Here is a 24,168-nt window from a genome sequence, read left to right as displayed (position 1 = left end):
CCATGATCGAGCTTTATGGAGCCGAGCTTCCCTCCCGCCTGCTTCTTGGCACGGCTCAATATCCTTCGCCGGCCATCCTTGCCTATGCAGTCAGGGCATCGGGCACGGCGGTGGTGACCGTCTCGTTGCGCCGTGAAATGGCAGGCGGCAGGGCCGGCGAAGAATTCTGGTCGTTGATCCGCTCGCTTGGTGTCAGAATCCTGCCCAACACTGCTGGCTGCCACTCCGTCAAGGAAGCGGTCACGACCGCACAAATGGCGCGCGAAGTCTTCGGTACGAACTGGGTCAAGCTCGAAGTGATCGGCAACCACGACACGCTGCAGCCGGATGTTTTCGGTCTGGTCGAAGCCGCCCGCATCCTGTGCGAGGACGGGTTTGCGGTCTTCCCCTATACCACCGACGACCTTGTCGTTGCCGAGCGGCTGCTTGCGGCGGGCTGCAAGGTGTTGATGCCGTGGTGCGCGCCGATCGGTTCCGCTCTCGGACCGATCAACATCACGGCGCTGCGCTCGATGCGCGGACATTTCCCTGATGTTCCGCTGATCGTGGACGCGGGGCTCGGACGGCCGTCGCACGCGGCAACCGTCATGGAGCTCGGCTTTGACGCCGTACTCCTGAACACCGCGGTCGCCAAGGCGGCCGATCCGGTCGGCATGGCGCGTGCGTTCGGCAAGGCGGTCGAGGCCGGTCGTGAAGCTTTCAGCTCGGGTATGCTTGAACCGCGCGACGTCGCCGTGCCATCGACGCCGACCATCGGCAGGGCCGTTTTTTCATGAAGCTCGATCCCTTCTACCTGATCGTCGACAGCGCTGACTGGGTCGAGCGGCTGGTCCCGCTCGGCGTCAAGGTGGTTCAGTTGCGCATCAAGGATAGGGACGAGACCACGCTGCGGTCGGAAATCCGCCGCGCGAACGACGTCTGCGCGGTCCATGGTTGCCAACTGATCGTCAACGACTATTGGCGCACGGCAATCGAGGAAGGCTGCGACTTCGTCCATCTCGGCCATGAGGATTTGGCTGCGGCCGACCTGCTGGCGATTAAGTACGCCGGATTGAAGCTCGGGCTTTCCACGCACGATCATCTAGAACTGGAAATGGCCATCGCTGCCGAGCCCGACTATGTCGCGCTCGGCCCCATCTATCCCACCGTCCTGAAGCAGATGAAATGGGCGCCGCAAGGGCTCGAGCGGATCAGCGAGTGGAAGCATCGGGTGGCGCCGATCCCATTGGTCGCCATTGGCGGCCTCAACCCCGATCGGCTCGACGGTGTTTTCGCGGCTGGTGCGGACACCGCGGCGGTGGTCACCGACATCACGTTGAATGCCGATCCCGAAGCGCGCACGCGAGAATGGATCGAAAAGACAAAGCCATGGCGCTGAGGCGAGAACCGCATGTGCTCGTGGTCGGCGGATCTGACTCCAGCGGTGGGGCTGGAATTGCACGCGATATCGAGACGATCTCTTCCATTGGCGTCCGCACCTGCCTGGCTGTCACAGCGCTGACGGTGCAGACGCACGAAGCCGTGATGAAAATCCATCCTTCGCAGCCCGATCTTGTGGCCAATCAAATGCGCGCCGCGCTGCAGGCCAACAAGGTGGCGGCAATCAAGATCGGCATGCTTGCAACGGCCGAGATCGTCGTAGCCGTCGCGGCTGTGCTCCGCGAAAATCCACAGGTGCCGGCAGTACTCGACGCGGTGCTGGCCTCGACGTCAGGCCGGGCGCTGCTGGACGCAAGGGCCATCGCCGCCATGAAACGCGACCTGATGCCCCTTTGCCGCCTCGTCACACCCAATCTCATCGAGCTGGCGCTTCTTGTTGGCTTAGAGCCAGCGGTTGATGAAGACGGCGCGGTGTGGCAAGGCCAGGAATTGCTGGTGGCCGGGATGCAGGCCCTGCTGATCAAGGGCGGCCACGCGGCGGGACCCCGATCGATCGATATTCTGTTGCGCCCCGATCACGAACCAGTCCGCTTTGACACGCCGCGTCTTGCCGCATCGATGCGCGGGACGGGCTGCATGCTGGCCAGCTCGATTGCGGCACATCTGGCGAAGGCGCAATCAATCGAGTACGCCGTGCGCCAGGGCAAGCTCTTTGTGTTAGAAAAGCTTCGGAAAACCCCAGCCGAATAGCCGTAGAGCCGGCTCAAGCGTTCAGCGGCTGACGCTGAAATGGAAGCCGTAGCCCTCCTGCCCTTTTTTCACAGGGCGTGACGGGATGAGGCCGCTTTGCAGATCGGAATTCAGCGGCGCCGAGACAAGCTGCCCTGCCAGGCCGGGAAAGTAACGGGACCCTTCCTGCGGCGAAGCGCACTGCCAGTCAGGCATGGGGATGCACTTGTGCCTCCTGGCGAGTGTGAGGCCGCAGGAGCGAGGCATTTCAGCGCGGCGGGGGCCGCCGGATCTGGCCCCGCAGTGCTGGAGCAAAGCAAAGGCCGGTTTGAGTGGGTGGGGAGAGAGGGCCGCGCGCCTCTCTTCCCGCTACATAGGAAAGGTGCCGCTAGGCACATCCATGTCGGCGCAGCCGTGCCGCGAAGCGGCCCAAGAAAGAAGAGCGTACAAAACGGAAGCACCGAAATGCCCGCCAGCGGGACCAAGTCAGATCGGTGCAGGAGAAAGACCGTGGCCCTGAGACCGGCTCAACAGGGCGACCGTAGGAGCATCAGCAACGCGCCGCCGTCAGGCGGGATGCGGAACGGACGGCCCCCGGCGAAGGGCGCCGTTCTCTTTGAGCTGCGACCCTGGTGAGCGCCTTCGTGCCTAAAGCTGTGCCGTCGGGCTAAGCTTCAGCTTCAGATCGTTCTGAAAAGCCGAACATGGTTCGTCGAGGTAACCCTTGAGGGAAGGATCCTTGTCGGGTTCCCTGTTTTTCGACAAAATCGCCCTGCAGAATTTATATTGCGATTTGGCGGCGTCGCACTGCTGGGTGTCCGCCTTATAGCAAGCGTGGACCAAAACGGCTCCCACGTAATCATGCTCGACGTTGTTGGAAGAAAGGTGAGTCTGAATGTCTTGGAGAATGGCAACTCCATGGGACATCCCATCTGCTCCGGAGTAGGTCATTACGAGTTGACCGGGTCGTTCAAAGCCGCTTACCGAGCCGCTCCCTGCAACGTTCTCGTAGGTGCCAGACAAATCCGGGGCCGACGTGAATGTCACCTTGAAGGGGTGCCCCAGGCCGACGGGGGTGACATCCGTAAAGTCGGGACCGTAGTACACCGAGAGATACCACTCGCCCTCTGTAAGAGCGTTGGGGGCTTGCCCGAGCCCAAGGCGCTGCATGCTCTTGTCGATGACAGTCCGAACGAAGTTGGACGTGCCCTGCTGGATGCCTCGCCGAAGCCGGTCCAGATGAAGGCGCCTACGGCCAACACAGCCACACCCAGCAGGCCGAACCTCGCACCTGTTGACTTCGTTTCACGCCCGGGCTCGATTTCCGGCTGGTCCTGAATCCGCCCCTCGCAACGCTCGTCGGGAACAACTTGGGACCCGATTATGGGCCCCAAGGGATCGGTCAGCATGCTTCCAGATGAACTTTCTTCTTCATGTGCATTCCTCCTCGACTCAAGGGCACTTGCCGTGCGGAGCCGAACACACGCAGTATGGAGATGATAACCCGATTGCGGCTTTCAAGTGTCCTCGCATCCCCCGAGGGCGCCACCTGATCTCTCGGGCAACCTTGTTCGGCGCCGCAGTTATTGAGGCGGCCGGCTTGGAAGCAGTTCCTTATGGCCCTCATGCATAAACCAGAGCACCCGTTTGAGATGACTGCGAAGGGCCTTACGGGCGCGGATTGGCTCTTTGACCGGATCGATACCCAGTACATCCAGCGCCATCTCCTCTTCGCTGGCACTGTCGGCGCAAGCGTCCATGAGCTTCAAATAGAGCTCGAAATGCTTGTCATCATATGCGGTTAGGCTTTCCGACCAGGGGACTTCCGTTGCAATGGTTGGATCAGGTGTTGGGCGCGATCTGCTTTTCATCCATGTCTCGCTTTGGCGATGAACCAGGCCCCCGTTCCAATTCAGAATATCTCCATCTAGCGCACTTTCAACAGTTCTCGGCCTTCTTCGGACAGTGCCCAATCGTTGCATATGGTCGTGGGTTCCAAATTGGCGCGCGGCTGCTCGCGACCATACATCCTCAACTTGGCGAGGCGATGTAACGCCCGGCGGAACCAGAATGGCGCGGCTATTGAGCATCGCCGATTGGACCGAACCTCTTATTTTAGCTTCGCGGTAATCTTGTCTGGATGCTTGCAAGCGTCCATCATGCCGCCGTACATACGCTTAAGGATCTCGCCCATCACCGTACGAGCAGCAAACATTTCCAAACTCGATCTTGTAACTTGAGGCTTTGCGTTACTGCATAGCTGCATTGCACAATATGTGTTTGCGCATTGCACAACTTTTAGCGATTAAGCTTACAGCTGATGCACGCGATGGTTTCCTCCCATTCCATCGTACCAGCTGTTCCCCTCTGAAGGTTTTGACTTTACACCTAAAGGGCCTCGGTTTTCCGATGGCCCTTTTTTTGGCGATCGCCACGTCGTCAATTGCAACGCGGCGCGATCGCCGGTTCAGCCATCAGACTTTGGAACCATTTCTGCCCGGCCAATCCCTCCCGACAAAAGTCTGATCTTCACCAGCCTTCTACGGGCAAGCGTTCGCGCCAGGAGTTCAAAGCCGCGTCCGTAACATTCGACAATGAAAGCCAATGTCATCAGGTCGAGCAGAAACTCGTCGATCGCATGCGTGAGCGCATTAGACTTTTGTTCGAATCGAAGGAGCAAGGCGCGCGCCTCTTCGATCGCGGCCTGGCAATCGTCTGCGTCTATCAGGGAATTGAGCCTGTCAAAGATCTGCAAGCGTCCTCACTTTTCGAAAGCCACACTCAGCATCGAATGCCGCTGATGAGTGAGTTCCAACAAAAAAAAAGGGTCGCGTTTCGCGAAAAAATCTCGGCAGCGGCGTCGATCAAGCATGGCGCCTCCAATGCCATGTGAATCCCGGCTCACCAAGGTGTCTTCGAAGGCGAGTGAGCCGGCCCATGTCTGCGTCTCGGCCGCCTAACCACTGGTCAGGAGGAACTGTGGCCACATTTGTCGGGCAAATGGGTTCCATCTATTCTTCTAGCCGCCACGGTTCAGCCTAGATTACATGGGAAGCGACAATAACGGAAAGCAAAGGTTCGCAAAATGAGTAGGGTGGCTGGATCAAACGAAGATTTGGCTGCACCAACGACCTTTGGGCCACTTCTGCAGCCCACCTTTCGTTCAATCTGGCTCGCGACGCAGGTTTCAAGCCTCGGCTGGTTGATGCAGACTGTTGCCATCAGCTGGCTGATGGCAACGATCTCGACTTCCGATCTGATGGTTGCGTTGGTGCAGGCTTCATCGAACCTGCCCGCTTTCGTCTTGTCCGTCTTTGCCGGGGCTCTCGCCGACAATTTCAGCCGGCGCCGGGTCATGTTCGCCGGTCGGTGCCTTATGGTGATTGCGTCCGCGATGCTGACCGCGTCCGTGGCGCTGGGCTTTGTCAGTCCGTGGATGATCCTCGGCTTCAGCTTCTTGATCGCAAGCGGCGGTGCTCTCAATGATCCGGCCTGGCAAGCGTCGGTTGGCGATATTGTGGATCGACGCGATGTTCCCGCTGCCGTCACCCTGCTTTCTGTTGGATTCAATACCGTCCGGACTGTGGGCCCGGCGCTCGGCGGCATTGTAGTTGCCTCGTTTGGCCTTATGGCGGCATTCGCGGTGACCACGCTCACCTATTTCGTACCCTTGGCCACTATTTGGCGCTGCAAGTGGAAGGTTCGTTCTTCCCCTCTTCCACGCGAGTCGATGAGGACGGCGATCTATGACGGGCTGCGCTTCACGGGGATGTCATCGGAAATCAAGGCCGCGATCGCGCGCGGAACCCTCTTTGGCTTGGCGAGCATCGCCATACTCGCGCTGCTGCCGGTGGTTGTCCGCGATCAGCTGGGAGGAGGCCCGCTCGCCTATGGCGCGCTCATGGCCGGCTTCGGGACCGGAGCCGTCTTCGCTGGCCTCTCCAACAGCCTGTTCAGACGGAGCTTGTCGCAGGAGCGGCTGATGAGGCTCTCCTGCGTCGCCTGCGCGGCGTGCTCACTTTCCCTGGCACTGACAACTTCGATCGGGGTGGCGGCAATTGCACTCGCTTTGGGCGGCGCGGGTTGGGTCACCGCCTGGTCAGGGGTCGGTGTGAGCGTTCAGCTGGCAAGCCCGCGCTGGGTCGTGGGGCGCACCATCTCGATCTACTATGCTTTGATAGATGGTGGCATCGCGCTCGGCAGCTGGGTGTGGGGCACGGTGGCCGAAAACCATTCGCTGGCCCTGGCGCTGGAGGGTTCCGCTGCCTCCCTGATGTTCGTCGCTGCAGCCGGCGTTCTGTTTCCTCTTCGCGAGCGCCGCGACTCAGAGCCCGATCCTCTGGAGGAATTCGATGCCCCGGCTGTCGCTCTCAATCTGAAGCCGAGAAGCGGCCCGATCGTGGTCAAGGTCGAATATCTGATAGCCGAGAGAAATCTCGAGGCTTTCCTCGACCTCATGCGGCAGCGGCGTCATGTACACAGCCGGGTCGGTGCTCGGAATTGGACGCTCCAGCGGAACCTGCAGAAGCCTATGCATTGGACGGAAACGTTCCGCACGCCGACCTGGACGGACTACCTTCGCCTCAATCATCGTCTGACGGAAGTGGACAAGGAACTGGACGAGCGTGTCTTCCAGTTGCACGCGGGAGTGGAAGCGCCTCAGATGACACTTTCCATCGAGCGACCGACAAGCTCGGCCCGCAAGCCCGAGCACTCAGCTTTTCGCCATCCCCGTCATTGAAGCCCGGCCGGCACAGAAAACGCGATTCTTGTCTATCGCGCTCAAACCGGTGCGGGAGACGGACAATCCACCAAAATTCGATGATGGGTGGCAGAGAAGAACCCCAGGCTGAGAGTGCGACCGATCGGTCCCCACGGTGAAGCGGAGCCTGGGGCTACAGCGGCACGCGACTGTTGCCGCGTGTCACCTTTTGAATTTAAAGTCTTCCTCAGTCCGCCTCGCTGATCCGGGCCAACGCTATCTTGAGGTTGGCATTTTGTCCCGCCAGCTCGCTGAGACGATCACGTTCGGCGGCGACCACATCCGGACTGGCGTTGGCAACGATGCACCCGCGCGGAGCGTGCTGTTGCTGGAAGCAGGAAGGCATGATCGGCCAAAGCCGGGAGAGGTGCTGCCGGCAGTAGCGAATGGGCTGCTGCGTCAGCTTGGTGTCTGGACGCCGTTCGCCGAGGCCGGCTTCGTTGAAAATCGTGCGCTTGTTTCGGTGTGGGCCAATGAAGTTCCCAGCGAGCGGCACGGCATGTTTTCCGCTCAAGGTGCCGGCTGGCAGCTCGACCGGACGCGATTCGACCGGCTGATGGTGCAGGCGGCCAAGGCGGCAGGTGTGGACACGCGGTTTGGCTCGGCCGTGGGTTCGGCAGTGCGCGACGATCAAGGCTCGCTGCTCAAGCTGGCCGATGAAGCTATCGTTGCCCGCGCACGTGGTTTGGGCGACCGGTCGCAGTTGGAGGCCGGCGCGATGTTTCGGCGCCAAGCTCACCATGCACGGACATCTTGCCGCCTACACACGCTTTTTCGACCGCGCACCGGGCGATTGCAGCATGGTCGTCGAGGCGCGTCCCGAAGGCTGGTGGTACAGCGCCGACTTGCGCGTGCCTCACCGATCCGGATCTGGGCAGCGAACTGCGCAAAGCCGGACATTGGTACCGCGCTTTAGCCGCAACGCAGTCCATCGCGCCGCTCGTGCCGCCCAACGCAATCGAGACCGCCAGCATGATCAAGGCGGCGGGAACCGCAACGATCGATCCCGCCGCCGGTGACCGCTGGGTCGCGGCGGGCGACTGCCTGTTCTGTGCCGATCCACTGTCATCACGCGGGATCGTGCATGCACTCCGCTCAGGGATCCTGGCGGCCTACGCGGCATCGGACATGCTGGACGGGCGTGGCGATTCGCCTGCGCCCGCTATGCAAAATCGCCACACGCGGCTTTGCCGATTAGCTCCCGGCGCTGGCTACCCACTATGCAGCCGCCGCGCGATGGGACACGCCTTTCTCGCAGCGGCGGCGCAGCCATGTCTTCCACGCGTATAGCATCGAAGGAGGGAGGTCAGAGGTGGTCTCGGGACGGGGTGCTCGGCATTTATGAACCGACCGAGCGCCAGCGAGTGGTCGTCGGCGGGCTCAATGGCGGCATCAGGTCAGGGAACTCGACCTCCATGATCATCTCCGATTTAATTCAAATTTGTCTGTATATATTGACGATTGCACTACCTTCACCTCGTAGACGGCAATGCGGGCGGGTAGAGAGGGTTCTATGATATGATAAGCGATTTTTCCGCCGCCCGAGTGCATTTAGATCGAGCGTATGACTACCTTTGTGGGGATGACCCGATGAGTCAAAGGGGCCGCGAAGCCTTGGACCTGCTAATTGAGGCGGTTGCCGTCGAAGAGTTCAAGCAGCCACGCCAAAGCGCTGAGGTGCTAAGGTTTCCGATCGGGCGCCGCTGCTGAGGTAATCTCCACGGCCGCCATGTAGCCTCGCGGGTGAGGCGCTCACGGCAGGGACTCGCCGCCCCGTGAGGGCCCGGAACGAACGCATTGGCAAACGGAAAGCCCACTTGCCAGACCAGCGCCCGGCCGGCGTGGCAAGTAGGCCGGCGGTTCCAAGCGGAGACATTGATGCCGGACTATGTCGTGCTTTGCATCGCATTAAGCTGCTGCGGGATATACGTAACGCCATCCCTAAAAACATCGAATGCGGCAGCGACAGCGCGAATCCCAAAGCGATGCTCCCGCCGTACGCGGACAAAGCCGTTTTCGAAGTCCACTATCCCGTCCTTGGCCAGCATGGCCAAGCGCTCAGCCGAATCGCGAAGACGGATCGGACCAAATCCGTGGGCGACACAGATTGCCGGCACGTCAGCCTCGAAATCGCACATTAATCGCTCGATAATTGCGGCTCGCACGCGGTCGTCGTCTGTGAGGCGATGGCCCTTCGATGTCGCCAGTCGGCCAGCTGCGATGTGCCGGATGTAGGAATCCCGTGTAATTTCGTTTTGAACGTATCCTTGGCCGATGCGGCCGATAGCCGACGCGCCGAAACCGATCAGGGTTCTGCAGGTATCGGCCGAGTAGCCCAACGAGTTACGTCGCAGGCGACCTGTTTCCTGTGCCAGCGCGAGCTCGTCGTCCGGCAAGGCGAAATGGTCGAGCCCGATCTGTCGGTAGCCGGCGGCAATCAGCGTCACGGTGACAGCCGCATACTGTTCAGCGCGGGCAGCGCTGTCGGGAAGAAATTCCGCCTCGATGAGGCGCTGATTCTTTATTTGGGATGGGATGTGCGAGTAGCCGAACAAGGCAAGCCGGTCGGGGCGCATGGCGACCGCCGCCCTCACTGTTTCGACGCACGACTCCACCGTTTGACGCGGCAGGCCGTAGATGAGGTCGAAGTTGATGCGGCTTACTCCATGCCGGCGCAGCATTTCCACGGCAGCCGACGTCTGGGCCTCGCTCTGGATCCGGTTGATCGCTTTTTGAACAATGGGATCGAAGCTCTGTACGCCCAGGCTCGCGCGGTTCACGCCGGCCGCTCCCAAGCCTTCCGCCATCTCGGGCGTGAGCGTGCGTGGATCGATCTCGATGGCGACCGTAGCTGTTTTCGAGATGGCGAAGCGGCATCGCAGGAACTCCATCAGAGCGAGGAACTCGGCTGGTCCGATGAGAGACGGCGTTCCGCCGCCGAAATGTATGTCGCTCACGGGCAACGTCTTCGGCACTCGCACCGAAACCAGACGGATCTCGTCACGCAGCGCCGCCAGATAGTTGAGGATGGGCGCATCACGGCGGGTGATGGTGGTTGGGAAGCCGCAATACCAGCAGGCTGATCGGCAGAACGGAACGTGCAGATAGAGTGACACCGGATCATCAGCCGGCAGGTTCCTGAGCCATTCCTCATAAGCCTCGGCGCCGACCGCCCCAGAGAACTCCGACACAGCCGGATAGATAGTGTACCAAGGCAGCCGGGCCTCTCGAAATTTCGTGGTCTGCAACGGTCACCGTCCCATGCTGATAACATCCAACCTTACCGCTGCGCTCGCCTGCGTCTTTGCGCTATGTCAGTCCGTTCCGCTTTGGGCTCGAAATTTTTAAGCAATGGGCGCCGTTCAGTCTTGGCTGGACAGCGATGGTCTGAGCGCACTCGGTCAGCGACTGACGATGGTGTTCCCGCCGAAACCCTCACGCGCACCGTTTTGTTCCAGCCTCCCTTCCCTTCATCTGCGCGTGGGAGACTCTTCTGAGCGCAGATGCCGCATCCGATGAGACAATACGGTGTTGGGTCCAGACTTTGCACGCCAGCTACGTCTCTGCCGTCTCGATGAGCTCGTTGTGTGAATTGCTGGCAAGAAGCATTAGCTGTGGCGCGCCGCTTTCAGCACGAAAACCTGCTCGACGCGACCGTCAGGTCCGCCGCACTGCCAAGGCTGGCGCCTACTGATTCAGTGGTGCAAGGCTGCAGCGCGTGGTTGTCGACCATCAGCTCGCCAAAAATGACGGCGTCGAACCGAGCGGTGCCGCCGCATGATGCCTCAACGTCGGGGCTCACAGCAGACAATGCTGTCGCCATTGAGCGAAAACTGTCGCGAAGCGAACAGACGAGCCGTAGCCGAAAGATTTGCCGTTCCTGCTTGGGTGGATCCGCAAGGCAAAAAGAAGGGAGCGCGAACCAAGATCCGCCCGCACATTTGAGCTTCAAGCTGCAGCTGGGTCGTCAGGGTGGCACGTCATTTGTAGTACCTTTGTGAGGCCCGCCGCGGAGGTGAAAAAGGTGATTGTACAAAAATGTTGTACGACCGCCCGGGAGTGATAACTACTTAATATATGTGACAACAAGTCTCAATCACATTATAAATTCTCCTGAGCATTAGCACGGCAGGTGCAGCAACACTCCTAGAATTAAGCTTGGTTCGCTGTCAATCGTTCGCTTAGCAAAAATCATTCATCGGTCTCGATTCCTTTTACTATTTAGACGGAGATCAACAATGACCATTGGGAGCCTCCTCCTCGGCTCAACTGCGGCACTGATCGCCGCTTCCGACGCTCGCGCCGTGATCATCGTCCCCGAGCCTGATCCCACTGAGTACCTCAAGATCTGCGACGTCTACGGCTCCAGCTACGTCTATATTTCAGGCACCGAGACCTGCCTGCGCATCGGCGGCTATCTTAGCTACTACGTGGGCTTGGGCGATGTCGGATTGTTTTACCACGCAAGAACCTCAGATGTGAGGACTGGTGAGGATCAGGGTACATGGCAAAACAACACGCGCTTCACACTGAAAGCTTGGACCGGCCAGGAGACCGAACTCGGCACGTTGAAGACCTACACCGAAACCCGCGTGAATTTCGGTAACCGCCACACTTCGGTTTCGGACAGTTCTCGGTCCTATGCCTTCAACGGAGACAGCATCTTGACTTTCGCCTGGATTCAGCTTGGTGGCCTCCGAGTTGGTAAGGACTGGTCGGCCTTCGACATGTTTATTGGCGGCGCGGGTGACGTACTCAACCAGACGCCGGTTCCCTACGGCGCTTTGGATACCAATGTGGTCCAGTACTACTTCGACGCCGGGAACGGCTTTTCGGCCGTGGTTTCGCTCGAAGAAGGCTCAGGCGTGGTCGGCACAATCGACAACTACGCTCCGCAGATAGTCGGCGGCTTGAAATACACACATGGCTGGGGAGCGATCACCGGCGTTGCTGGTTATGATAGCAACTACGAATCGGTGGCCGCCAAGGTCCGTGTCGACATCAATGTCACCAACGAACTGTTGCTGTTCGGAATGTTCGGCTACGGTTCCAATGGCAAGCTCAACGACGACCCCATGAACGCGATCGACGCTCATGGTCGCGGTTTCTATAAACCTTGGGGCGGGAACTGGGCTTTCTGGGCTGGCGGCGGTTACGAGCTCACCGAGTCAGCTTCGTTCAACCTTCAGCTCTCGGGTGATCAGCTCAACAACTATGGTGTCGCTGCGAACGTCGCCTATGCGTTCCTTCTAGATTTCACAGTTACGGCTGAACTCGACTATGACCGCTACGGAGGCTCCGCCGTCGGAAAGGTGAAAGCTTCCGAAGTGAACTGGACCAATGCCAACAAGAAGAGCAGTGTCGGCGGTATCCTGCGTTTCGAACGCTCATTCTAATGCGATGAAGCGTTGAGCTCCGAGGTCCAGTTGATGCGCGGACATTCCCCCTACATTCCGTTGATTGTGCATGCACGGCTCGGACGGCCGTCGTACGCGGCGACCGTCATAGAGCTCGGGTTTGACGCCGTGCTCCTGAACACGGCGGTCCCGAGGGCGGCCGATCCGGTCGGCATGGCGCGTGCGTTCGGCAAAGCGGTCGATGCCGGTCGTGAAGCTTTCAGCTCGGGAATGCTCGAACGGCGCTACCCACCGACGATCGGCAGGGCCGTCTTCTCATGAAGTCGTGGACGTGCCGGCTGGATTGACCGGCTGGTGCCGCTCGGCGTCCGTCTGGTGCAGCTCCGGATAAAGGATATGGACGAGAAAGGACTGCAGACGGAAATCCGCCGCGCGAACGACGCCTGCGCGGTCCCTGGTTGCCAAGTGAGTCAACGACATTTGGCGCACGGCAATCGAGGAAGGCTGCGACTTCGTCCATCTTGGTCAAAAGGATTTGGCTGCCGCCGATGCTGGCGATGAAATACGTCGGGTTGAAGCTCGGCCTGTCGATCCACGATCACACCGAACTGGAAACGGCGCCAGTGGCGGAACCGGAGTATGTGGCGCTCGCCCCAGTCTATCCAACAGCCTCAAGAAGATGAATGGGCGTCGCGAGGACTCGAGCGGATCAGCGGTGGAAGCACCAGGTCGCGCCGATCCCATTGGTCTGCATCGGCGGCCTCAACCTGACCGTCTCGAAGGCGTTTTTTGAGGCTGGCGCGGAAAGCGCAGCCGTGGTCACCGACTTTGCGCTGAACGACGCCCCAGAAGCGCGCACGCCAGAATGGATCGAAAGACAGAGCAATGGCGCCGAGGCGAGAACCGCATGTGCTCGTTGCTGTCGGGTCAGACACCAGCGGTGGGGGCTGGAATTGCCCGCGAGATCCAGACGATCGCTTCCAGTGGCGTGCGCACCTGCCTTGCTGTCAGCGCGCTGACGGTGCAAACCCATGAACACGCCTGGAAATCCAAGTTACGCAACCCCGTCCGGTGGCGGATCAGATGCGCGCTACGCTTCAGCCTAACAGAGTGGCCGCCATCAAGATCGGCATGCTCGCAACGGCTGAGATCGATCGTCGCTGCGGTTGCCGCTGTGCTGCGCGAATATCCGCGCACCGACAATCCAGATCCGGTGCTGGCTTCCACGTCAGGCCGAGCGTTCTTGAAGCAAGCGCCATCCCGCATCATGAAGTAGCATCTGATGCCGCTTTGCCGTGTCGACACCCAATGTCATTGAACTGGCGCTTCTTGCCGGCTCAGTGCTACCGGTGAATGAGGCCGGCGCGCTTCAACAAGGACCACAAGCCACCCCGTCTGCTGGACTCCTCCAAATTCGAAACACGGATGGTTACTATCCAGACAATTGATTTTATCAATCTGCGACAATACCGCATAGCGGCGCCGGCGGAATGATCACCGGTAGCAAGACGAGCTGTTTCGTTGGCCTGTAGGACGCGCACCGCGACCGAGGTACAAGCCAGCCCGTCTGCGGCCATGTTCGGATCGGGCGCATCGGTGCGCCGATGAGATTGCCGGCGGAACGTTCTATTCGTACAGCCGTGACGGCAGTCATCTCACCGGCGCCATCCTGCCGATGGATGGCCGGCAGTCGGTGCAGCATGGGCTGACACTGTTCGGAATGAAGCCGCTCGCGCTTCGGACGGTTGAAATGGAGGACATTAGCGTGGAACCGATCAGTCTCGACGAACTTCTGGCCAGCGTCGGCAAGGAAGTCGGCGTGTCGCCGTGGCGGGTGGTCTCGCAGCAGATGATCGACCAGTTCGCCGAGGCCACCGATGACCACCAGTTCATCCACTGCGATCCGGAGCGCGCCAAGCGCGAGACGCCGTTCGGCGGCACCATCGCACATGGCTTCCTGTCGCTTTCGCTTTTGTCGGCGATGACTTTCGAGACCATGCGGCCGCTCGAAAACTGCAAGATGGGTGTCAACTATGGCTTCGAATCGCTGCGCTTCCTGGCGCCGGTGAAAACCGGCTTTCGCATCCGCACCCGTTTCGTACTGGCCGACGTCAAGGTCAGGCCGTCGGGCTGGGTGCAGACGGCGCTGGGCGTGACGATTGAGATCGAGGGCTCGAAAAAGCCGGCGCTGACCGCGCGCTGGTTGACGCTGACGCTGATCAAACGCCAGCCGGAGGCGGCCTGAATTGCTCAACGAGCATCAGCAGAGACGATCTTCACGTGCCGGGGCGATGTAGGCGACTAGCGCACCGATCGGCAACGCGGCCACGGGGGTCGGCTAGATAGAGTGGCAGGAATGCCTAATCGGGGCTCCGACTCGGAAGGGGCTTCGATGCATCGGAAGCGCTTCGGCTTTCGGCGCTGCATTCCTTCCTCACGAAGGTCCATGGAGAATTCCCGACCACGGGGTCGAAAGATCGGCTTGTGATCGGAGTGGGCAGATCCTCCCCGACTGAATCTGCCAATAGAGTGTTATCGAGTCAACCGGGTCGAACTTGAGGTCGCAGGTGTCGCTGATCGGCTGCTCGTCGAGCTCGAGAGCTGCCAGCTAAAGGAAGAACACGGCTATGAAGAGCTCCGCAGTTGATGTGGATGCCCAGAGCTGGGAGTGCAGACCGACGAGTTCCCAGCGGGCGAACTTGCCATTGGTAGCGCGCCAGACCAGTGGCGAGAAACCCTCGATGAGAAGGCCCCCGAGGCGCACGCGGGATGGACTACAGTGGCGTTTGGCGAGAGGGCCTTCGAAGACGAGATCGAGTGTAAGATGGACGAGCTCGACACGCGTATCGCGCAGTCCCTGCGATCGCGCCTTGTTCGCGGCGCTCGTGCGTGCGAACTGTTGGTAGATCGAGCTGACTAGATGAACAGGGATGGCATTAAAGCGGAACTGGAAGAGACGTCCCTGGCCAAACTAAGTAAGATCAATCCAGCCATCGCTAAAGGTAGGCGAACACGAGACGTTCGGACTCCCTGCCGCTGAAATCCTCAAATTGAAACGGCCGGACCGTTGGAGCTATCATCACCCGCTTGGCTTCCAGAGCTACGGAGCGGGTTGATTATCTGAACGTCCTCGAAGTCCTTTTCATTGTCGGTCACTACGACACACTCGTTGGCTTCGGCTACAGCGGCAATGATTGTGTCTAGGGCGCTCCGCGAACGGCCTCTGGCTTTGCCGTTGGCCATCAGCCGCGCCCACACGAGGCCAGCTTTCTCGTCGAACGATAGCACGCGGCCAGCGAACAGCGCTTGCGGGCCTTCGGAGCCCTCGAACCAAGTTTCAAGGCTGCTGCGCTTTTTCCCCTTCGGCTTCTCTAGGATGCCTCGGCGAATTTCGGCGACAGTAAGCGAAGCAATGAAGAGGTCTTCGTCCTTCTGCGCGCCCATCCAGGCCAGCAACGAGCCCGAAGGCTCCGGCTTTATGACGTTGCTGATGATATTGGTATGAAGAAGGTAGCGCGTCACAGGTCGATCTTGCGCCCCTCTTCGCGCGGCCGGCTGAGGTCGAGATTGGAGCCAACCAGAGGCGAGCGACGCAACGCGGCGAGAATGCTGCCCGCTTTCGGTGGCTCACCCGCCACGGCTTGCTGTATGGTCCGACGAAGCTGTCGGGCATCCGGCCCGCTCTCCGTTATTTTCGGGCAAGAGTTCGCAGTAGATCGCGGTCTGCGTCGAAGGCCTGGATCTCGAACCGCGCGATGCCGCGCTCAGCCAGGCGAGAGCGATAATTCTCGATGGCTCTCTTCTGTGCAGTGTTGCCCATCGCGTGCCTCCGTTCTCTATCCGGATATATAGCCATGGCTTCTTCGGAGCACAAGGTGCCCCGTGATCGGCCAGCACTGGCTCCTGCGCGACGCGCGTTATTGATAGAATTCCAGCTTGTCGAAGCACTGTGACTTGGCATCATTGTCGCGAAACGGAGTATTTCGCGTCAGGACAGGAACGCGATCATAGCGCGCCGAAACGGCAACAGCCGAAAAGCTTGGTGTGGTCGCCGGCGCGGCCCGCGAATCGGCTGTGTCTGCGTCGCCGAAGCCCGATCGACGCTTCGTCAATCTGGTCCGGCTGCTGGCGCGACAGGCCGCACGGGATTTCGTTCAAGCCGAAACGGATAGCCAGACGCGAGACCGCGTCCCGGAGTAAGGGGCCGCCTCATGAAGGTCGCGCTTGGCGCTCGCTACTCAACTGACAATCACCGATACGCCTCGATCGAGGATCAGTTGCGGCTCTGCTGCTTGCGTGCTGAAAAGCAAGGCTGGACAGTCGTCGACAGCAATACCCACCGCGCGATCTGCGGCGGGTCGCTGTTGCGTCCCGGCCTTCAGGAGCTGATCAGCGATGCGATGCAGGGCAAATTCCTGATTGTGCTCGCAGAGGCGATGGATCGCCTGACCATGACCGCTGCAAACCGGGAGCAGGCCAGGCTGGGCAAACGTTGCAACAGATCCTTCAAGGAAATTCATAGACTCTTAGCAACTCCGGCTCGCTGTGAATGGTAGGCTTATTGCAACGTCTGAGGTCAGTGGTTCCAAACCGTGGCCCCGCTTGTCTTCGACTGGCCGAACTGCTTGCAATTTCGGCTAAAGGCAAGAAGAGCGCCCATTTGTTTGTTCGACACAGGATATCGACGGTCGTCACGGCCACCGAGATTTGTCCGGTCGTTGGACAACCCTTCGAAATCGCAACTTCTGCGGAGAACGCGAAATGAGAAATTCGGCAGGACTTGGTCCTGAGCCATGATGACACTGGTTAGTCGCCTACGCATGGCAGCGCATCCAGACCGCCTTCGAATCCTGGGCCTTTGTGCGCATGCGGACCTAACTGTCTGCGAGCTAGCGGAGATTCTGGGCGTGTGTCGAGAGCGGGTTGCGCGACACGTCCGGCTGCTCGCCAGAGCCGACTTTCTTTGCTGCAACGAACAGCCTCCGTGGCGCTCGTACCATCTCAACGCAGGATCCAACGACGGCGGGCTGGTTCAATTATTGGTCGATCTCCTGCCCCATCGCGACGGCTATCATAAACAGGACCTGCAGCGGCTCGAAGCGGTACGAGACACGCGGCCGAAGGGGACCGCGTGCTTGATCGTGAAATAGGTCAATCCAATTGGAGCGCGAAGCTACCATGGACAACTCCGCAGACGGTGCGATCGCACAGCCCGACACCCACGGGCGGTCTTCCTTGGCCGCGGTTGATTGCCGCGTTCACGAGCTGCTTCTGAGACAGGAGCGGCAGGAGCGGACGACCCTCAAGCTCATCGCCTCAGAGAACTTTGCGTCCTCGGCCGTGCTGGAAGCGAACGGCTCGATTTTCACGAACAAGTACGCCGAGGGGTACCCCGGTGCGCGCTACTACGCTGGAAACGAGATCGTTGATGAGCTTGAGAATCTAGCCATTGAGCGCCTGAAAACGCTATTTGGCAGCGAGCATGCCAACGTCCAGCCTTATTCCGGCTCGCCGGCCAACCAGGCTGTCTATCGTGCGCTTTTGAGTCCCGGTGACAAAGTCATGGGCTTGCCCCTTCCGGAAGGGGGCCATCTGACTCATGGTTGGGCCATCAACTTTTCCGGAACTGACTATCAACGCGTGCCCTATGGACTAGATGAAAAGACACAGCAGATTGACTATGACCGCTTGCGCGAGACAGCCAAGCGGGAACGGCCGCGGCTCATTTGGGTCGGCGGAACCGCTTACCCGCGTGTCTTTGACTACGCGGCAATGGCAGAAATTGCCCTGGAAGCGAACTCCTATCTCGTAGCCGACATTGCGCACATCAGCGGCCTGATTGCCGCGGGAGCGCACCCGAATCCCGTGGGCCATTGCGACGTGGTCAGCAGCACGTCCCACAAGTCGATCCGCGGTCCCCGCGGTGGCTTCATTTTGTCAAGGAACGAAGATCGCTATCAGGCCCTGTATCATACAAAGAGCAAATACAATCTCGCCAGACGAATAGACCGGGCGGTCTTCCCTCACCTGCAAGGCGGACCTCACATGAATGCCATCGCTGCGCTAGCGGTTGCCTTGCACGAAGCCGCGAACCCGTCCTTCCGAGGCTACGGCCAACAGACGGTCAAGAATGCCAAGGCTCTGGCACATGCACTGCTTGAGCGAGGTTATGACCTGGTTACCGGGGGGACGGACAATCACATGCTGATCCTTGATCTTCGCGATCGGCCACTATCGGGCAAGGCCTATGCCGGGCGACTAGCAAAGGCAGGAATCATCACAAACTTTAATATGGTGCCTGGCGACCCGCGGCATCCGGCGGTCACAAGCGGAATTCGCCTGGGGGCGCCAGCAGTGACGTCAATGGGCATGCGCGATGTGGAAATGGTGCAAATTGCTGGCTTCATTGACTCCGTCCTCCAGCGGCCAGACGACGAAGATCTCCATGCCTGCGTGCGAAGAGACGTTGCCGACTTGTGCGCTGCGTTCGAGGTCCCGGGCATCTCCGACAAGTAAGGTGGGCCAAGCAAAATGCCCATACCACATCCAACATCCGAAGCGAGGTATTCATGGCTAGGCAGTTCGTGTTCTCTTCCGAATCGGTTGGCGCGGGGCACCCGGATAAGTTGGCCGACAACATCTCGGATGCCATCCTCGATGCCATCCTCCGCACAGATCCCAAGGCGCGCGTCGCCTGTGAAGCGTTGGTAAAATCAGGGATAGTCGTTCTGGCTGGCGAGATCACCAGCGATGCCCAGGTGGATTACAGCCAAATTGCGCGCGATACGATTCTCGACATTGGGTACGACGACGAGGCCGTCGGCTTTGACGGCCGGCGTTGCTCCGTCGTTCATGCCCTCACCGAGCAGTCGCCCGACATCAGCCAAGGCGTTGACGAGGGAAGAGGGCAAGACCTCCAGCAGGGAGCGGGAGATCAGGGCCTCATGTTCGGCTACGCATGCCGCGAAACCAATACCCTGATGCCTTTGCCGATCCAGCTCGCTCATCGCTTGACGAAACGGCAGGCGTATGTCCGGAAGGCACAACAGCTTGGCTGGTTGCGTCCTGACATGAAATCCCAAGTCTCAGTGCGCTATGAGGGGTTGCGCCCGGTCGCCCTGGATACCATCGTCGTGTCGACGCAACATGACGAGCAGGTCTCGCAAGAGACTGTCCGCGAGGGCGTCATTGAGGAAATCATAAAGCCTGTCCTGCCGACCCACCTGGAGACGGAAGGCATCAGAATTCTGGTCAACCCGACGGGGCGGTTCGTAGTCGGCGGGCCGCGCGGCGACTGCGGTCTCACTGGACGCAAGATCATCGTCGATTCCTATGGCGGGATGGGTCGTCATGGCGGCGGCGCCTTCTCGGGCAAGGACCCGTCCAAGGTTGACCGCTCGGCTGCCTATGCAGCCCGCTATGTCGCAAAGAACATCGTTGCTAGCGGACTTGCGGACGTGTGCGAGGTGCAGCTTGCTTACGCAATCGGCGTGGCCAGTCCGGTTTCCGTCATGGTCAACACGTTCGGGACAGCCAGGGTTGAGGAAAGCAGGATCGAGCGCCTCATTCTTGAGTTGTTCGATCTCAGACCGAAAGGCATTATCAAGATGCTTGATCTCTTACGCCCTATATATCGCAATACAGCGACCTATGGCCATTTCGGCCGTGAAGAGCCTGATTTCACCTGGGAGAAGACAGACAGGGCGGACGAATTGCGTCGCGAGGCAGGACTCGCCGCCCCGTGAGAGCCGCCGGCGAACGGATTGGCAAGCGGAAAGCCCATTTCCACCGGGCAGACCCGCGCCTGGCAGGCGTGGCGAGAAGCCGGCTCGGGTTTTTTGGCGGAGACATTGATGCCGGATTATGACGTGCTTTGCATCGGCAATGCCATTGTCGACATCATCGCCCAGTGCGACGAGGCATTCCTCGAGATCAACGGCATCATCAAGGGCGCGATGAACCTGATCGACACGCGCCGCGCCGAACTGCTCTACAGCCGCATGGGCCCGGCGATCGAGGCCTCCGGCGGCAGTGCCGGCAACACGGCGGCCGGCGTAGCCAGCTTCGGCGGACGCGCCGCGTTCTTCGGCAAGGTGTCGAACGATCCGCTCGGCGAAATCTACGCGCATGACATCCATGCCCAGGGCGTCGCCTTCGACACCAGGCCGCTTGAGGGCCAGCCGCCGACAGCGCGATCGATGATCTTCGTCACCCCCGATGGCGAGCGTTCGATGAACACCTATCTCGGCGCCTGCATCGAACTCGGGCCGGAAGACGTCGAGGCCGACAAGGCGTCAGGCGCCAAGGTGACCTATTTCGAGGGCTATCTGTGGGATCCGCCGCGCGCCAAGGAGGCGATCCGGCAGACGGCGAAGCTCGCACACGAGGCCGGACGCGAAGTGTCGATGACGTTGTCGGATTCGTTCTGCGTCGACCGCTACCGGGACGAGTTCCTCGAGCTGATGCGCTCGGGCACTGTCGACATCGTCTTTGCCAACAGCCACGAGATCAAGTCGCTCTACCAGACAAAATCCTTCGACGAGGCGCTGGCTCAGATCCGCAAGGACTGCAAGATTGCCGCCGTCACCCGTTCCGAAAAAGGCTCGGTGATCGTGCGCGGCGACGAGACCGTGGTCATCGAGGCGACCGCCATCAAGGAGTTGGTCGACACCACCGGCGCCGGCGACCTCTACGCCGCCGGTTTCCTGCATGGCTACACGCAGGGCCGCAACCTCAAGACCTGCGGCGACCTTGGCTCGCTGGCGGCCGGCCTGGTGATCCAGCAGATCGGCCCAAGGCCAAGGCAGAATTTGCGCCGCGAGGCGGAAGGGGCTGGGTTGCTGTAGATGCGCGGGCAACTAACCAGCCGCCCTACTGACGCGATGACCGCAGTGGCGGAACTGTGTCAAAGCTCGCTGATAGCGACAGCCATTCGCTTCGGAGAACTGACCCATGCTGCTGCCGTGAAGCTCGCTGGAGGAGCGGTGCAAGGCGTGCTTGCCATGACGGCATTCACCGTCATCCAGATCGTCACCAGCATTTTCCAGAAGCTCAGCTTGGGGAAGGCCAGTAAGGTTCCTGAGGTAACGGAGAACTCGCGGCGTCCGTCGGACTTGACTTGCGATCACGTCCCACGATGCCGAATGCGGGCAGCAGACTGAATATTTCACAATGCTAGACAAAGGCGTAAAACGCGACCATATAACGACATAAACATTTCATTATGCGTCATTGACAAAGAGCGGGTTGCTGTGATTGTCTGCTGTTGTGGTTCTCGCGTACGGTGCTGCCGCAGCGGAGCTAAGAGGGAAGCCGGTGCGATGCCGGCGCTGCCCCCGCAACTGTTAGCGGCGAGCCAATCCACTCATGTCACTGAGGCGAATACCCTCGGGAAGACGGGTAGAGGCTATGACCCCGCGAGCCAGGAGACCTGCCACGGCGAATTACGTCCACGGGCGGGGTGTCTCGGTGGCCGCTGCAACCGGCGTGCCGGCCTGCTAGCGCCTCCTTGTCACCGACGCCCCCAACCATCGGGGTATGACATGACTGTCTCTCAGCAAATTCCTGTAGCAACGCTCGGCGTGCCGCGCTTCGGTCGTCGGCGAGAACTGAAATTCGCCCTCGAAAGCTACTGGTCCGGAACATCGTCCGCTGGCGACCTTCTTGCGACGTCGAAGGCGCTCCGTGCCGCTAGCTGGGAAGAGCAGCGCGATCGCGGCGTGTCGAAAATCCCGTCGAACGACTTCTCGCTTTACGACCATGTGCTCGACACCGCAGCCATGGTCGGGGCCATTCCATCCCGGTACGGCTGGAATAGCGGCGAGGTCCCACTTGACATCTACTTCGCAATGGCGCGCGGCAACCAGGGTCAGACGGAGGATTGTGGACACGCTGGTCACCAGGAGGAGGCTCATGGACCTGGTGTAACCGCGATGGAAATGACCAAGTGGTTTGACACCAACTACCACTACATTGTGCCGGAACTCGATGATGATCAGACGTTCGCCCTCTCGTCATCGAAGCCGGTCGATTACTTCCTCGAGGCTAAAGCTCTCGGCATACACACACGCCCAGTCATCCTTGGACCCATCACCTTCCTCAAGGTGGCGAAATCGCGTGCCGAAGGGTTCGGTCCCATCGCGCTCCTACCGCGGCTGCTGCCCGTTTACGAGCAAGTCCTGCAGAGGCTGAAGCTGTCGGGAGCCGACTGGGTGCAGATCGATGAGCCAGCGCTTGTCCTCGATCTGAACCCGAACGAACGAGCTGCGTTCGAATTCGCCTATGGCCAGCTGTCGAAAGCCGCGCCCGAGCTGAAGATCATGCTGGCTACGTATTTCGGGTCGCTGGGAGACAATCTCGAAACCGCGGTTTCTCTGCCCCTGGCCGGCCTGCATATTGATCTCGTGCGCGCTCCCGAGCAGCTGGAAACGGTGGGTCGGCTCGCTCCGAAGGATCTGGTGCTCTCGCTCGGCTTGATCGATGGCCGCAACGTCTGGCGTGCGAACCTGCCCGCCATTCTCGACCGCATCAAACCGATCGTCGCCGGCTGGCCCTTGGACCGCGTCGAAATTGCGCCTTCTTGCTCGATGCTGCATGTGCCGATTGACCTGCGCATGGAGACGGAACTCGAGGCCGACATCAGGTCGTGGCTCGCCTTCGCGGCCCAGAAGACCGACGAGCTGGTCTTGCTGGCCCGGGCCCTTTCCAAAGGCAGGGATGCGGTGGCAGCCGCGTTGAAAGCTTCTGCCGAGGCTGCCGCCACTCGCTTGACGTCCACGAAGATCCATGACCCGCTTGTTGAGGGGCGGATCGCCAGCATTGACCATAGCATGAAACGACGAGAGAGCGCTTTTGGCGAGCGCTCCAGAGTCCAGGCCGGCACGCTCGGGCTGCCGCCGTTCCCGACGACGACAATCGGGTCCTTCCCGCAGACGCCGCAGGTACGCCGCGCGCGGTCCGCTCATGCGAAGGGCCAGCTCAGTTATGTCGACTACGAGATTTTCCTGAAGAAGGAGATCGAGTCAGCAATTCGTTGGCAGGAAGAGATCGGGCTGGACGTGCTGGTGCACGGTGAGTTCGAACGAAACGATATGGTACAGCATTTCGGCGAGCAGCTGTCCGGCTTCGCCTTCACTCAGCATGCCTGGGTGCAAAGCTATGGGTCGCGTTACGTGCGTCCCCCCATCATCTTCGGGGACGTATCGAGGCCCAATCCGATGACGGTGCGCTGGTGGCAATTCGCCCAGTCGCTTACGGAAAAGCCCGTGAAGGGAATGCTCACAGGCCCAGTGACCATTCTCAACTGGTCCTTTGTTCGAGACGACGTACCCCGCTCCGAAGCCTGCCGCCAGATCGCGCTCGCCATCCGCGACGAAGTGACGGATCTCGAAAGGTCCGGCGCAAGGATGATCCAGATCGATGAGGCCGCGTTTCGCGAAGGATTGCCACTGCGCCAATCTGACTGGAAAGCCTATCTCGACTGGGCTGTCGAATGCTTCCGGATCGCTTCAACGGGTGTAAAGGACGCGACTCGAATCCATACCCACATGTGCTATTCGGAGTTCAACGAGATCATCGACGCGATCGCTGGAATGGATGCGGATGTCATTTCGATTGAGACGTCGCGCTCCAAGATGGAACTGCTGGACGCCTTCACGAGCTCCAAATATCCGAACGAGATCGGTCCCGGCGTCTATGACATTCACTCACCACGTGTGCCGGAGGTCTGCGAGATTTCGGACCTAATCATGCTTGCCCGCGAGCGACTGTCCGACGGCCAACTGTGGGTAAACCCGGACTGTGGCCTCAAAACACGCAAATGGGAGGAGGTCCGCCCTGCCCTCATGAACATGGTCGCTGCAGCGCGCGCGCTCCGGGAGAAAGTGGCCTGAGGCTTCTCCTTCCTCACCGTGTGGTGAGCTACCGGCTGGCTCCTGTCGG

Annotated in this window: 20 protein-coding genes, 3 pseudogenes and 1 riboswitch; of the genes and pseudogenes, 17 read left to right on the top strand and 6 right to left on the bottom strand. The window is 60.1% G+C overall.

Going from position 1 to position 24,168, the window contains the following annotated elements; translation table 11 throughout:
• The first annotated feature begins 2 nt into the window (after positions 1 to 2).
• From NKK52_RS30905 to NKK52_RS30895, 3 genes are read left to right on the top strand one after another with little or no spacing between them, the layout of a single operon-like run.
• Positions 3 to 776, top strand: a complete 774-nt coding sequence (locus NKK52_RS30905) for a thiazole synthase (RefSeq protein WP_023685607.1) — start codon at positions 3 to 5, stop codon at positions 774 to 776.
• Positions 773 to 1,378: a thiamine phosphate synthase gene (locus NKK52_RS30900; RefSeq protein ID WP_023685608.1), complete on the top strand. Its 606-nt coding sequence runs from the start codon at positions 773 to 775 to the stop codon at positions 1,376 to 1,378. Before NKK52_RS30905 ends, NKK52_RS30900 begins: the two co-directional genes overlap by 4 nt.
• The gene (locus tag NKK52_RS30895; RefSeq protein ID WP_352593593.1) at positions 1,369 to 2,130 is read left to right on the top strand and encodes a hydroxymethylpyrimidine/phosphomethylpyrimidine kinase; all 762 of its coding nucleotides are present in this window, start codon (positions 1,369 to 1,371) and stop codon (positions 2,128 to 2,130) included. Before NKK52_RS30900 ends, NKK52_RS30895 begins: the two co-directional genes overlap by 10 nt.
• Positions 2,131 to 2,757: 627 nt before the next feature.
• Here the strand turns inward: NKK52_RS30895 and NKK52_RS30890 are convergent.
• Together NKK52_RS30890 and NKK52_RS30885 are read right to left on the bottom strand one after the other, a co-directional pair.
• Positions 2,758 to 3,279, bottom strand: coding sequence for a hypothetical protein (locus NKK52_RS30890; RefSeq protein ID WP_023685609.1), 522 nt, complete (start codon positions 3,277 to 3,279; stop codon positions 2,758 to 2,760).
• A 413-nt stretch (positions 3,280 to 3,692) separates the two neighbouring features.
• Positions 3,693 to 3,980 (bottom strand): hypothetical protein, encoded by a 288-nt coding sequence (locus NKK52_RS30885; RefSeq protein WP_081726247.1) that lies wholly within the window; start codon positions 3,978 to 3,980, stop codon positions 3,693 to 3,695.
• A 572-nt stretch (positions 3,981 to 4,552) separates the two neighbouring features.
• Here NKK52_RS30885 and NKK52_RS30880 point away from each other — a divergent pair.
• The 4 genes from NKK52_RS30880 to NKK52_RS30865 all read left to right on the top strand — a co-directional run bounded on the left by NKK52_RS30880 (position 4,553) and on the right by NKK52_RS30865 (position 8,581).
• Positions 4,553 to 5,002 (top strand): hypothetical protein, encoded by a 450-nt coding sequence (locus NKK52_RS30880; protein WP_023685612.1) that lies wholly within the window; start codon positions 4,553 to 4,555, stop codon positions 5,000 to 5,002.
• A gap of 192 nt (positions 5,003 to 5,194) precedes the next feature.
• Positions 5,195 to 6,850 carry an MFS transporter gene (locus NKK52_RS30875; RefSeq protein WP_352630843.1) on the top strand — a complete coding sequence of 552 codons (1,656 nt, stop codon included), beginning with the start codon at positions 5,195 to 5,197 and terminating at the stop codon, positions 6,848 to 6,850.
• A gap of 256 nt (positions 6,851 to 7,106) precedes the next feature.
• Complete coding sequence (locus NKK52_RS30870) at positions 7,107 to 7,787, top strand: NAD(P)/FAD-dependent oxidoreductase (RefSeq protein ID WP_156939309.1); 681 nt, start codon at positions 7,107 to 7,109, stop codon at positions 7,785 to 7,787.
• Positions 7,788 to 8,389: 602 nt separating this feature from the next.
• A complete protein-coding gene (locus NKK52_RS30865; RefSeq protein WP_023685615.1) occupies positions 8,390 to 8,581 on the top strand; it encodes a hypothetical protein in 192 nt (63 codons plus the stop codon).
• Positions 8,582 to 8,757: 176 nt separating this feature from the next.
• On the opposite strand, the gene hemN is transcribed toward NKK52_RS30865, so the two are convergent.
• A complete protein-coding gene (gene hemN, locus NKK52_RS30860; RefSeq protein WP_023685616.1) occupies positions 8,758 to 10,119 on the bottom strand; it encodes an oxygen-independent coproporphyrinogen III oxidase in 1,362 nt (453 codons plus the stop codon).
• A 990-nt stretch (positions 10,120 to 11,109) separates the two neighbouring features.
• On the opposite strand from hemN, the gene NKK52_RS30855 reads away from it, so the two are divergent.
• From NKK52_RS30855 to NKK52_RS30845, 3 genes and pseudogenes are all read left to right on the top strand, one after another.
• Positions 11,110 to 12,267 carry a porin gene (locus NKK52_RS30855; protein ID WP_023685618.1) on the top strand — a complete coding sequence of 386 codons (1,158 nt, stop codon included), beginning with the start codon at positions 11,110 to 11,112 and terminating at the stop codon, positions 12,265 to 12,267.
• An 18-nt stretch (positions 12,268 to 12,285) separates the two neighbouring features.
• A pseudogene (locus NKK52_RS30850) lies at positions 12,286 to 12,549 on the top strand (thiazole synthase); the annotation flags it as partial.
• 21 nt (positions 12,550 to 12,570) lie between these two features.
• Positions 12,571 to 13,100 (top strand): annotated as a pseudogene (locus NKK52_RS30845) (thiamine phosphate synthase); the annotation flags it as partial.
• Between the two features lie 55 nt (positions 13,101 to 13,155).
• Here NKK52_RS30845 and NKK52_RS30840 read toward each other — a convergent pair.
• Positions 13,156 to 13,497 (bottom strand): hypothetical protein, encoded by a 342-nt coding sequence (locus tag NKK52_RS30840; RefSeq protein ID WP_210164785.1) that lies wholly within the window; start codon positions 13,495 to 13,497, stop codon positions 13,156 to 13,158.
• Positions 13,498 to 13,978: 481 nt separating this feature from the next.
• Here NKK52_RS30840 and NKK52_RS30835 point away from each other — a divergent pair, with 481 nt between their 5' ends.
• Entirely contained in the window at positions 13,979 to 14,473 is a 495-nt protein-coding gene (locus tag NKK52_RS30835; protein WP_031204421.1) for a MaoC family dehydratase, read from the top strand.
• 800 nt (positions 14,474 to 15,273) lie between these two features.
• On the opposite strand, the gene NKK52_RS30830 is transcribed toward NKK52_RS30835, so the two are convergent.
• Positions 15,274 to 15,750 carry a type II toxin-antitoxin system VapC family toxin gene (locus tag NKK52_RS30830; protein WP_023685624.1) on the bottom strand — a complete coding sequence of 159 codons (477 nt, stop codon included), beginning with the start codon at positions 15,748 to 15,750 and terminating at the stop codon, positions 15,274 to 15,276.
• Positions 15,747 to 16,048 (bottom strand): annotated as a pseudogene (locus NKK52_RS30825) (hypothetical protein). The gene NKK52_RS30830 and the pseudogene NKK52_RS30825 overlap by 4 nt, the downstream one beginning before the upstream one ends.
• 391 nt (positions 16,049 to 16,439) lie before the next feature.
• Between NKK52_RS30825 and NKK52_RS30820 the strand changes: the two are divergent.
• The 6 genes from NKK52_RS30820 to metE all read left to right on the top strand — a co-directional run bounded on the left by NKK52_RS30820 (position 16,440) and on the right by metE (position 24,119).
• Complete coding sequence (locus NKK52_RS30820) at positions 16,440 to 16,784, top strand: recombinase family protein (RefSeq protein WP_023685626.1); 345 nt, start codon at positions 16,440 to 16,442, stop codon at positions 16,782 to 16,784.
• Between the two features lie 237 nt (positions 16,785 to 17,021).
• On the top strand, positions 17,022 to 17,378 hold the full coding sequence (locus NKK52_RS30815; RefSeq protein ID WP_084026290.1) for an ArsR/SmtB family transcription factor: 357 nt from the start codon (positions 17,022 to 17,024) through the stop codon (positions 17,376 to 17,378).
• A gap of 28 nt (positions 17,379 to 17,406) precedes the next feature.
• Positions 17,407 to 18,744, top strand: coding sequence for a serine hydroxymethyltransferase (gene glyA / locus NKK52_RS30810; protein ID WP_023685628.1), 1,338 nt, complete (start codon positions 17,407 to 17,409; stop codon positions 18,742 to 18,744).
• Positions 18,745 to 18,797: 53 nt separating this feature from the next.
• Complete coding sequence (gene metK / locus NKK52_RS30805; protein WP_023685629.1) at positions 18,798 to 19,973, top strand: methionine adenosyltransferase; 1,176 nt, start codon at positions 18,798 to 18,800, stop codon at positions 19,971 to 19,973.
• Positions 19,974 to 20,081: 108 nt separating this feature from the next.
• The gene (locus tag NKK52_RS30800) at positions 20,082 to 21,074 is read left to right on the top strand and encodes an adenosine kinase (protein WP_352630833.1); all 993 of its coding nucleotides are present in this window, start codon (positions 20,082 to 20,084) and stop codon (positions 21,072 to 21,074) included.
• A 405-nt stretch (positions 21,075 to 21,479) separates the two neighbouring features.
• A riboswitch (cobalamin riboswitch) is annotated at positions 21,480 to 21,680 on the top strand.
• Positions 21,681 to 21,770: 90 nt separating this feature from the next.
• Positions 21,771 to 24,119 (top strand): 5-methyltetrahydropteroyltriglutamate--homocysteine S-methyltransferase, encoded by a 2,349-nt coding sequence (gene metE / locus NKK52_RS30795; protein ID WP_031204423.1) that lies wholly within the window; start codon positions 21,771 to 21,773, stop codon positions 24,117 to 24,119.
• Positions 24,120 to 24,168 lie beyond the last annotated feature (49 nt).

This window comes from Mesorhizobium sp. C277A (genome assembly GCF_040324395.1).
GTDB lineage: Bacteria > Pseudomonadota > Alphaproteobacteria > Rhizobiales > Rhizobiaceae > Mesorhizobium.
This window is presented reverse-complemented; position numbering and strand designations above follow the sequence as displayed.

Bases quoted from the DNA above. Each gene is read 5' to 3' on its own strand.
- NKK52_RS30905 (WP_023685607.1), top strand. From the start codon at position 3: ATGATCGAGCTTTATGGAGCCGAGCTTCCCTCCCGCCTGCTTCTTGGC.
- NKK52_RS30900 (WP_023685608.1), top strand. From the start codon at position 773: ATGAAGCTCGATCCCTTCTACCTGATCGTCGACAGCGCTGACTGGGTC.
- NKK52_RS30895 (WP_352593593.1), top strand. From the start codon at position 1,369: ATGGCGCTGAGGCGAGAACCGCATGTGCTCGTGGTCGGCGGATCTGAC.
- NKK52_RS30890 (WP_023685609.1), bottom strand. From the start codon at position 3,279: ATGCAGCGCCTTGGGCTCGGGCAAGCCCCCAACGCTCTTACAGAGGGC.
- NKK52_RS30885 (WP_081726247.1), bottom strand. From the start codon at position 3,980: ATGAAAAGCAGATCGCGCCCAACACCTGATCCAACCATTGCAACGGAA.
- NKK52_RS30875 (WP_352630843.1), top strand. From the start codon at position 5,195: ATGAGTAGGGTGGCTGGATCAAACGAAGATTTGGCTGCACCAACGACC.
- NKK52_RS30865 (WP_023685615.1), top strand. From the start codon at position 8,390: ATGATAAGCGATTTTTCCGCCGCCCGAGTGCATTTAGATCGAGCGTAT.
- NKK52_RS30855 (WP_023685618.1), top strand. From the start codon at position 11,110: ATGACCATTGGGAGCCTCCTCCTCGGCTCAACTGCGGCACTGATCGCC.
- NKK52_RS30840 (WP_210164785.1), bottom strand. From the start codon at position 13,497: ATGATGCGGGATGGCGCTTGCTTCAAGAACGCTCGGCCTGACGTGGAA.
- NKK52_RS30835 (WP_031204421.1), top strand. From the start codon at position 13,979: ATGGAGGACATTAGCGTGGAACCGATCAGTCTCGACGAACTTCTGGCC.
- NKK52_RS30820 (WP_023685626.1), top strand. From the start codon at position 16,440: ATGAAGGTCGCGCTTGGCGCTCGCTACTCAACTGACAATCACCGATAC.
- NKK52_RS30815 (WP_084026290.1), top strand. From the start codon at position 17,022: ATGATGACACTGGTTAGTCGCCTACGCATGGCAGCGCATCCAGACCGC.
- glyA (WP_023685628.1), top strand. From the start codon at position 17,407: ATGGACAACTCCGCAGACGGTGCGATCGCACAGCCCGACACCCACGGG.
- metK (WP_023685629.1), top strand. From the start codon at position 18,798: ATGGCTAGGCAGTTCGTGTTCTCTTCCGAATCGGTTGGCGCGGGGCAC.
- NKK52_RS30800 (WP_352630833.1), top strand. From the start codon at position 20,082: ATGCCGGATTATGACGTGCTTTGCATCGGCAATGCCATTGTCGACATC.
- metE (WP_031204423.1), top strand. From the start codon at position 21,771: ATGACTGTCTCTCAGCAAATTCCTGTAGCAACGCTCGGCGTGCCGCGC.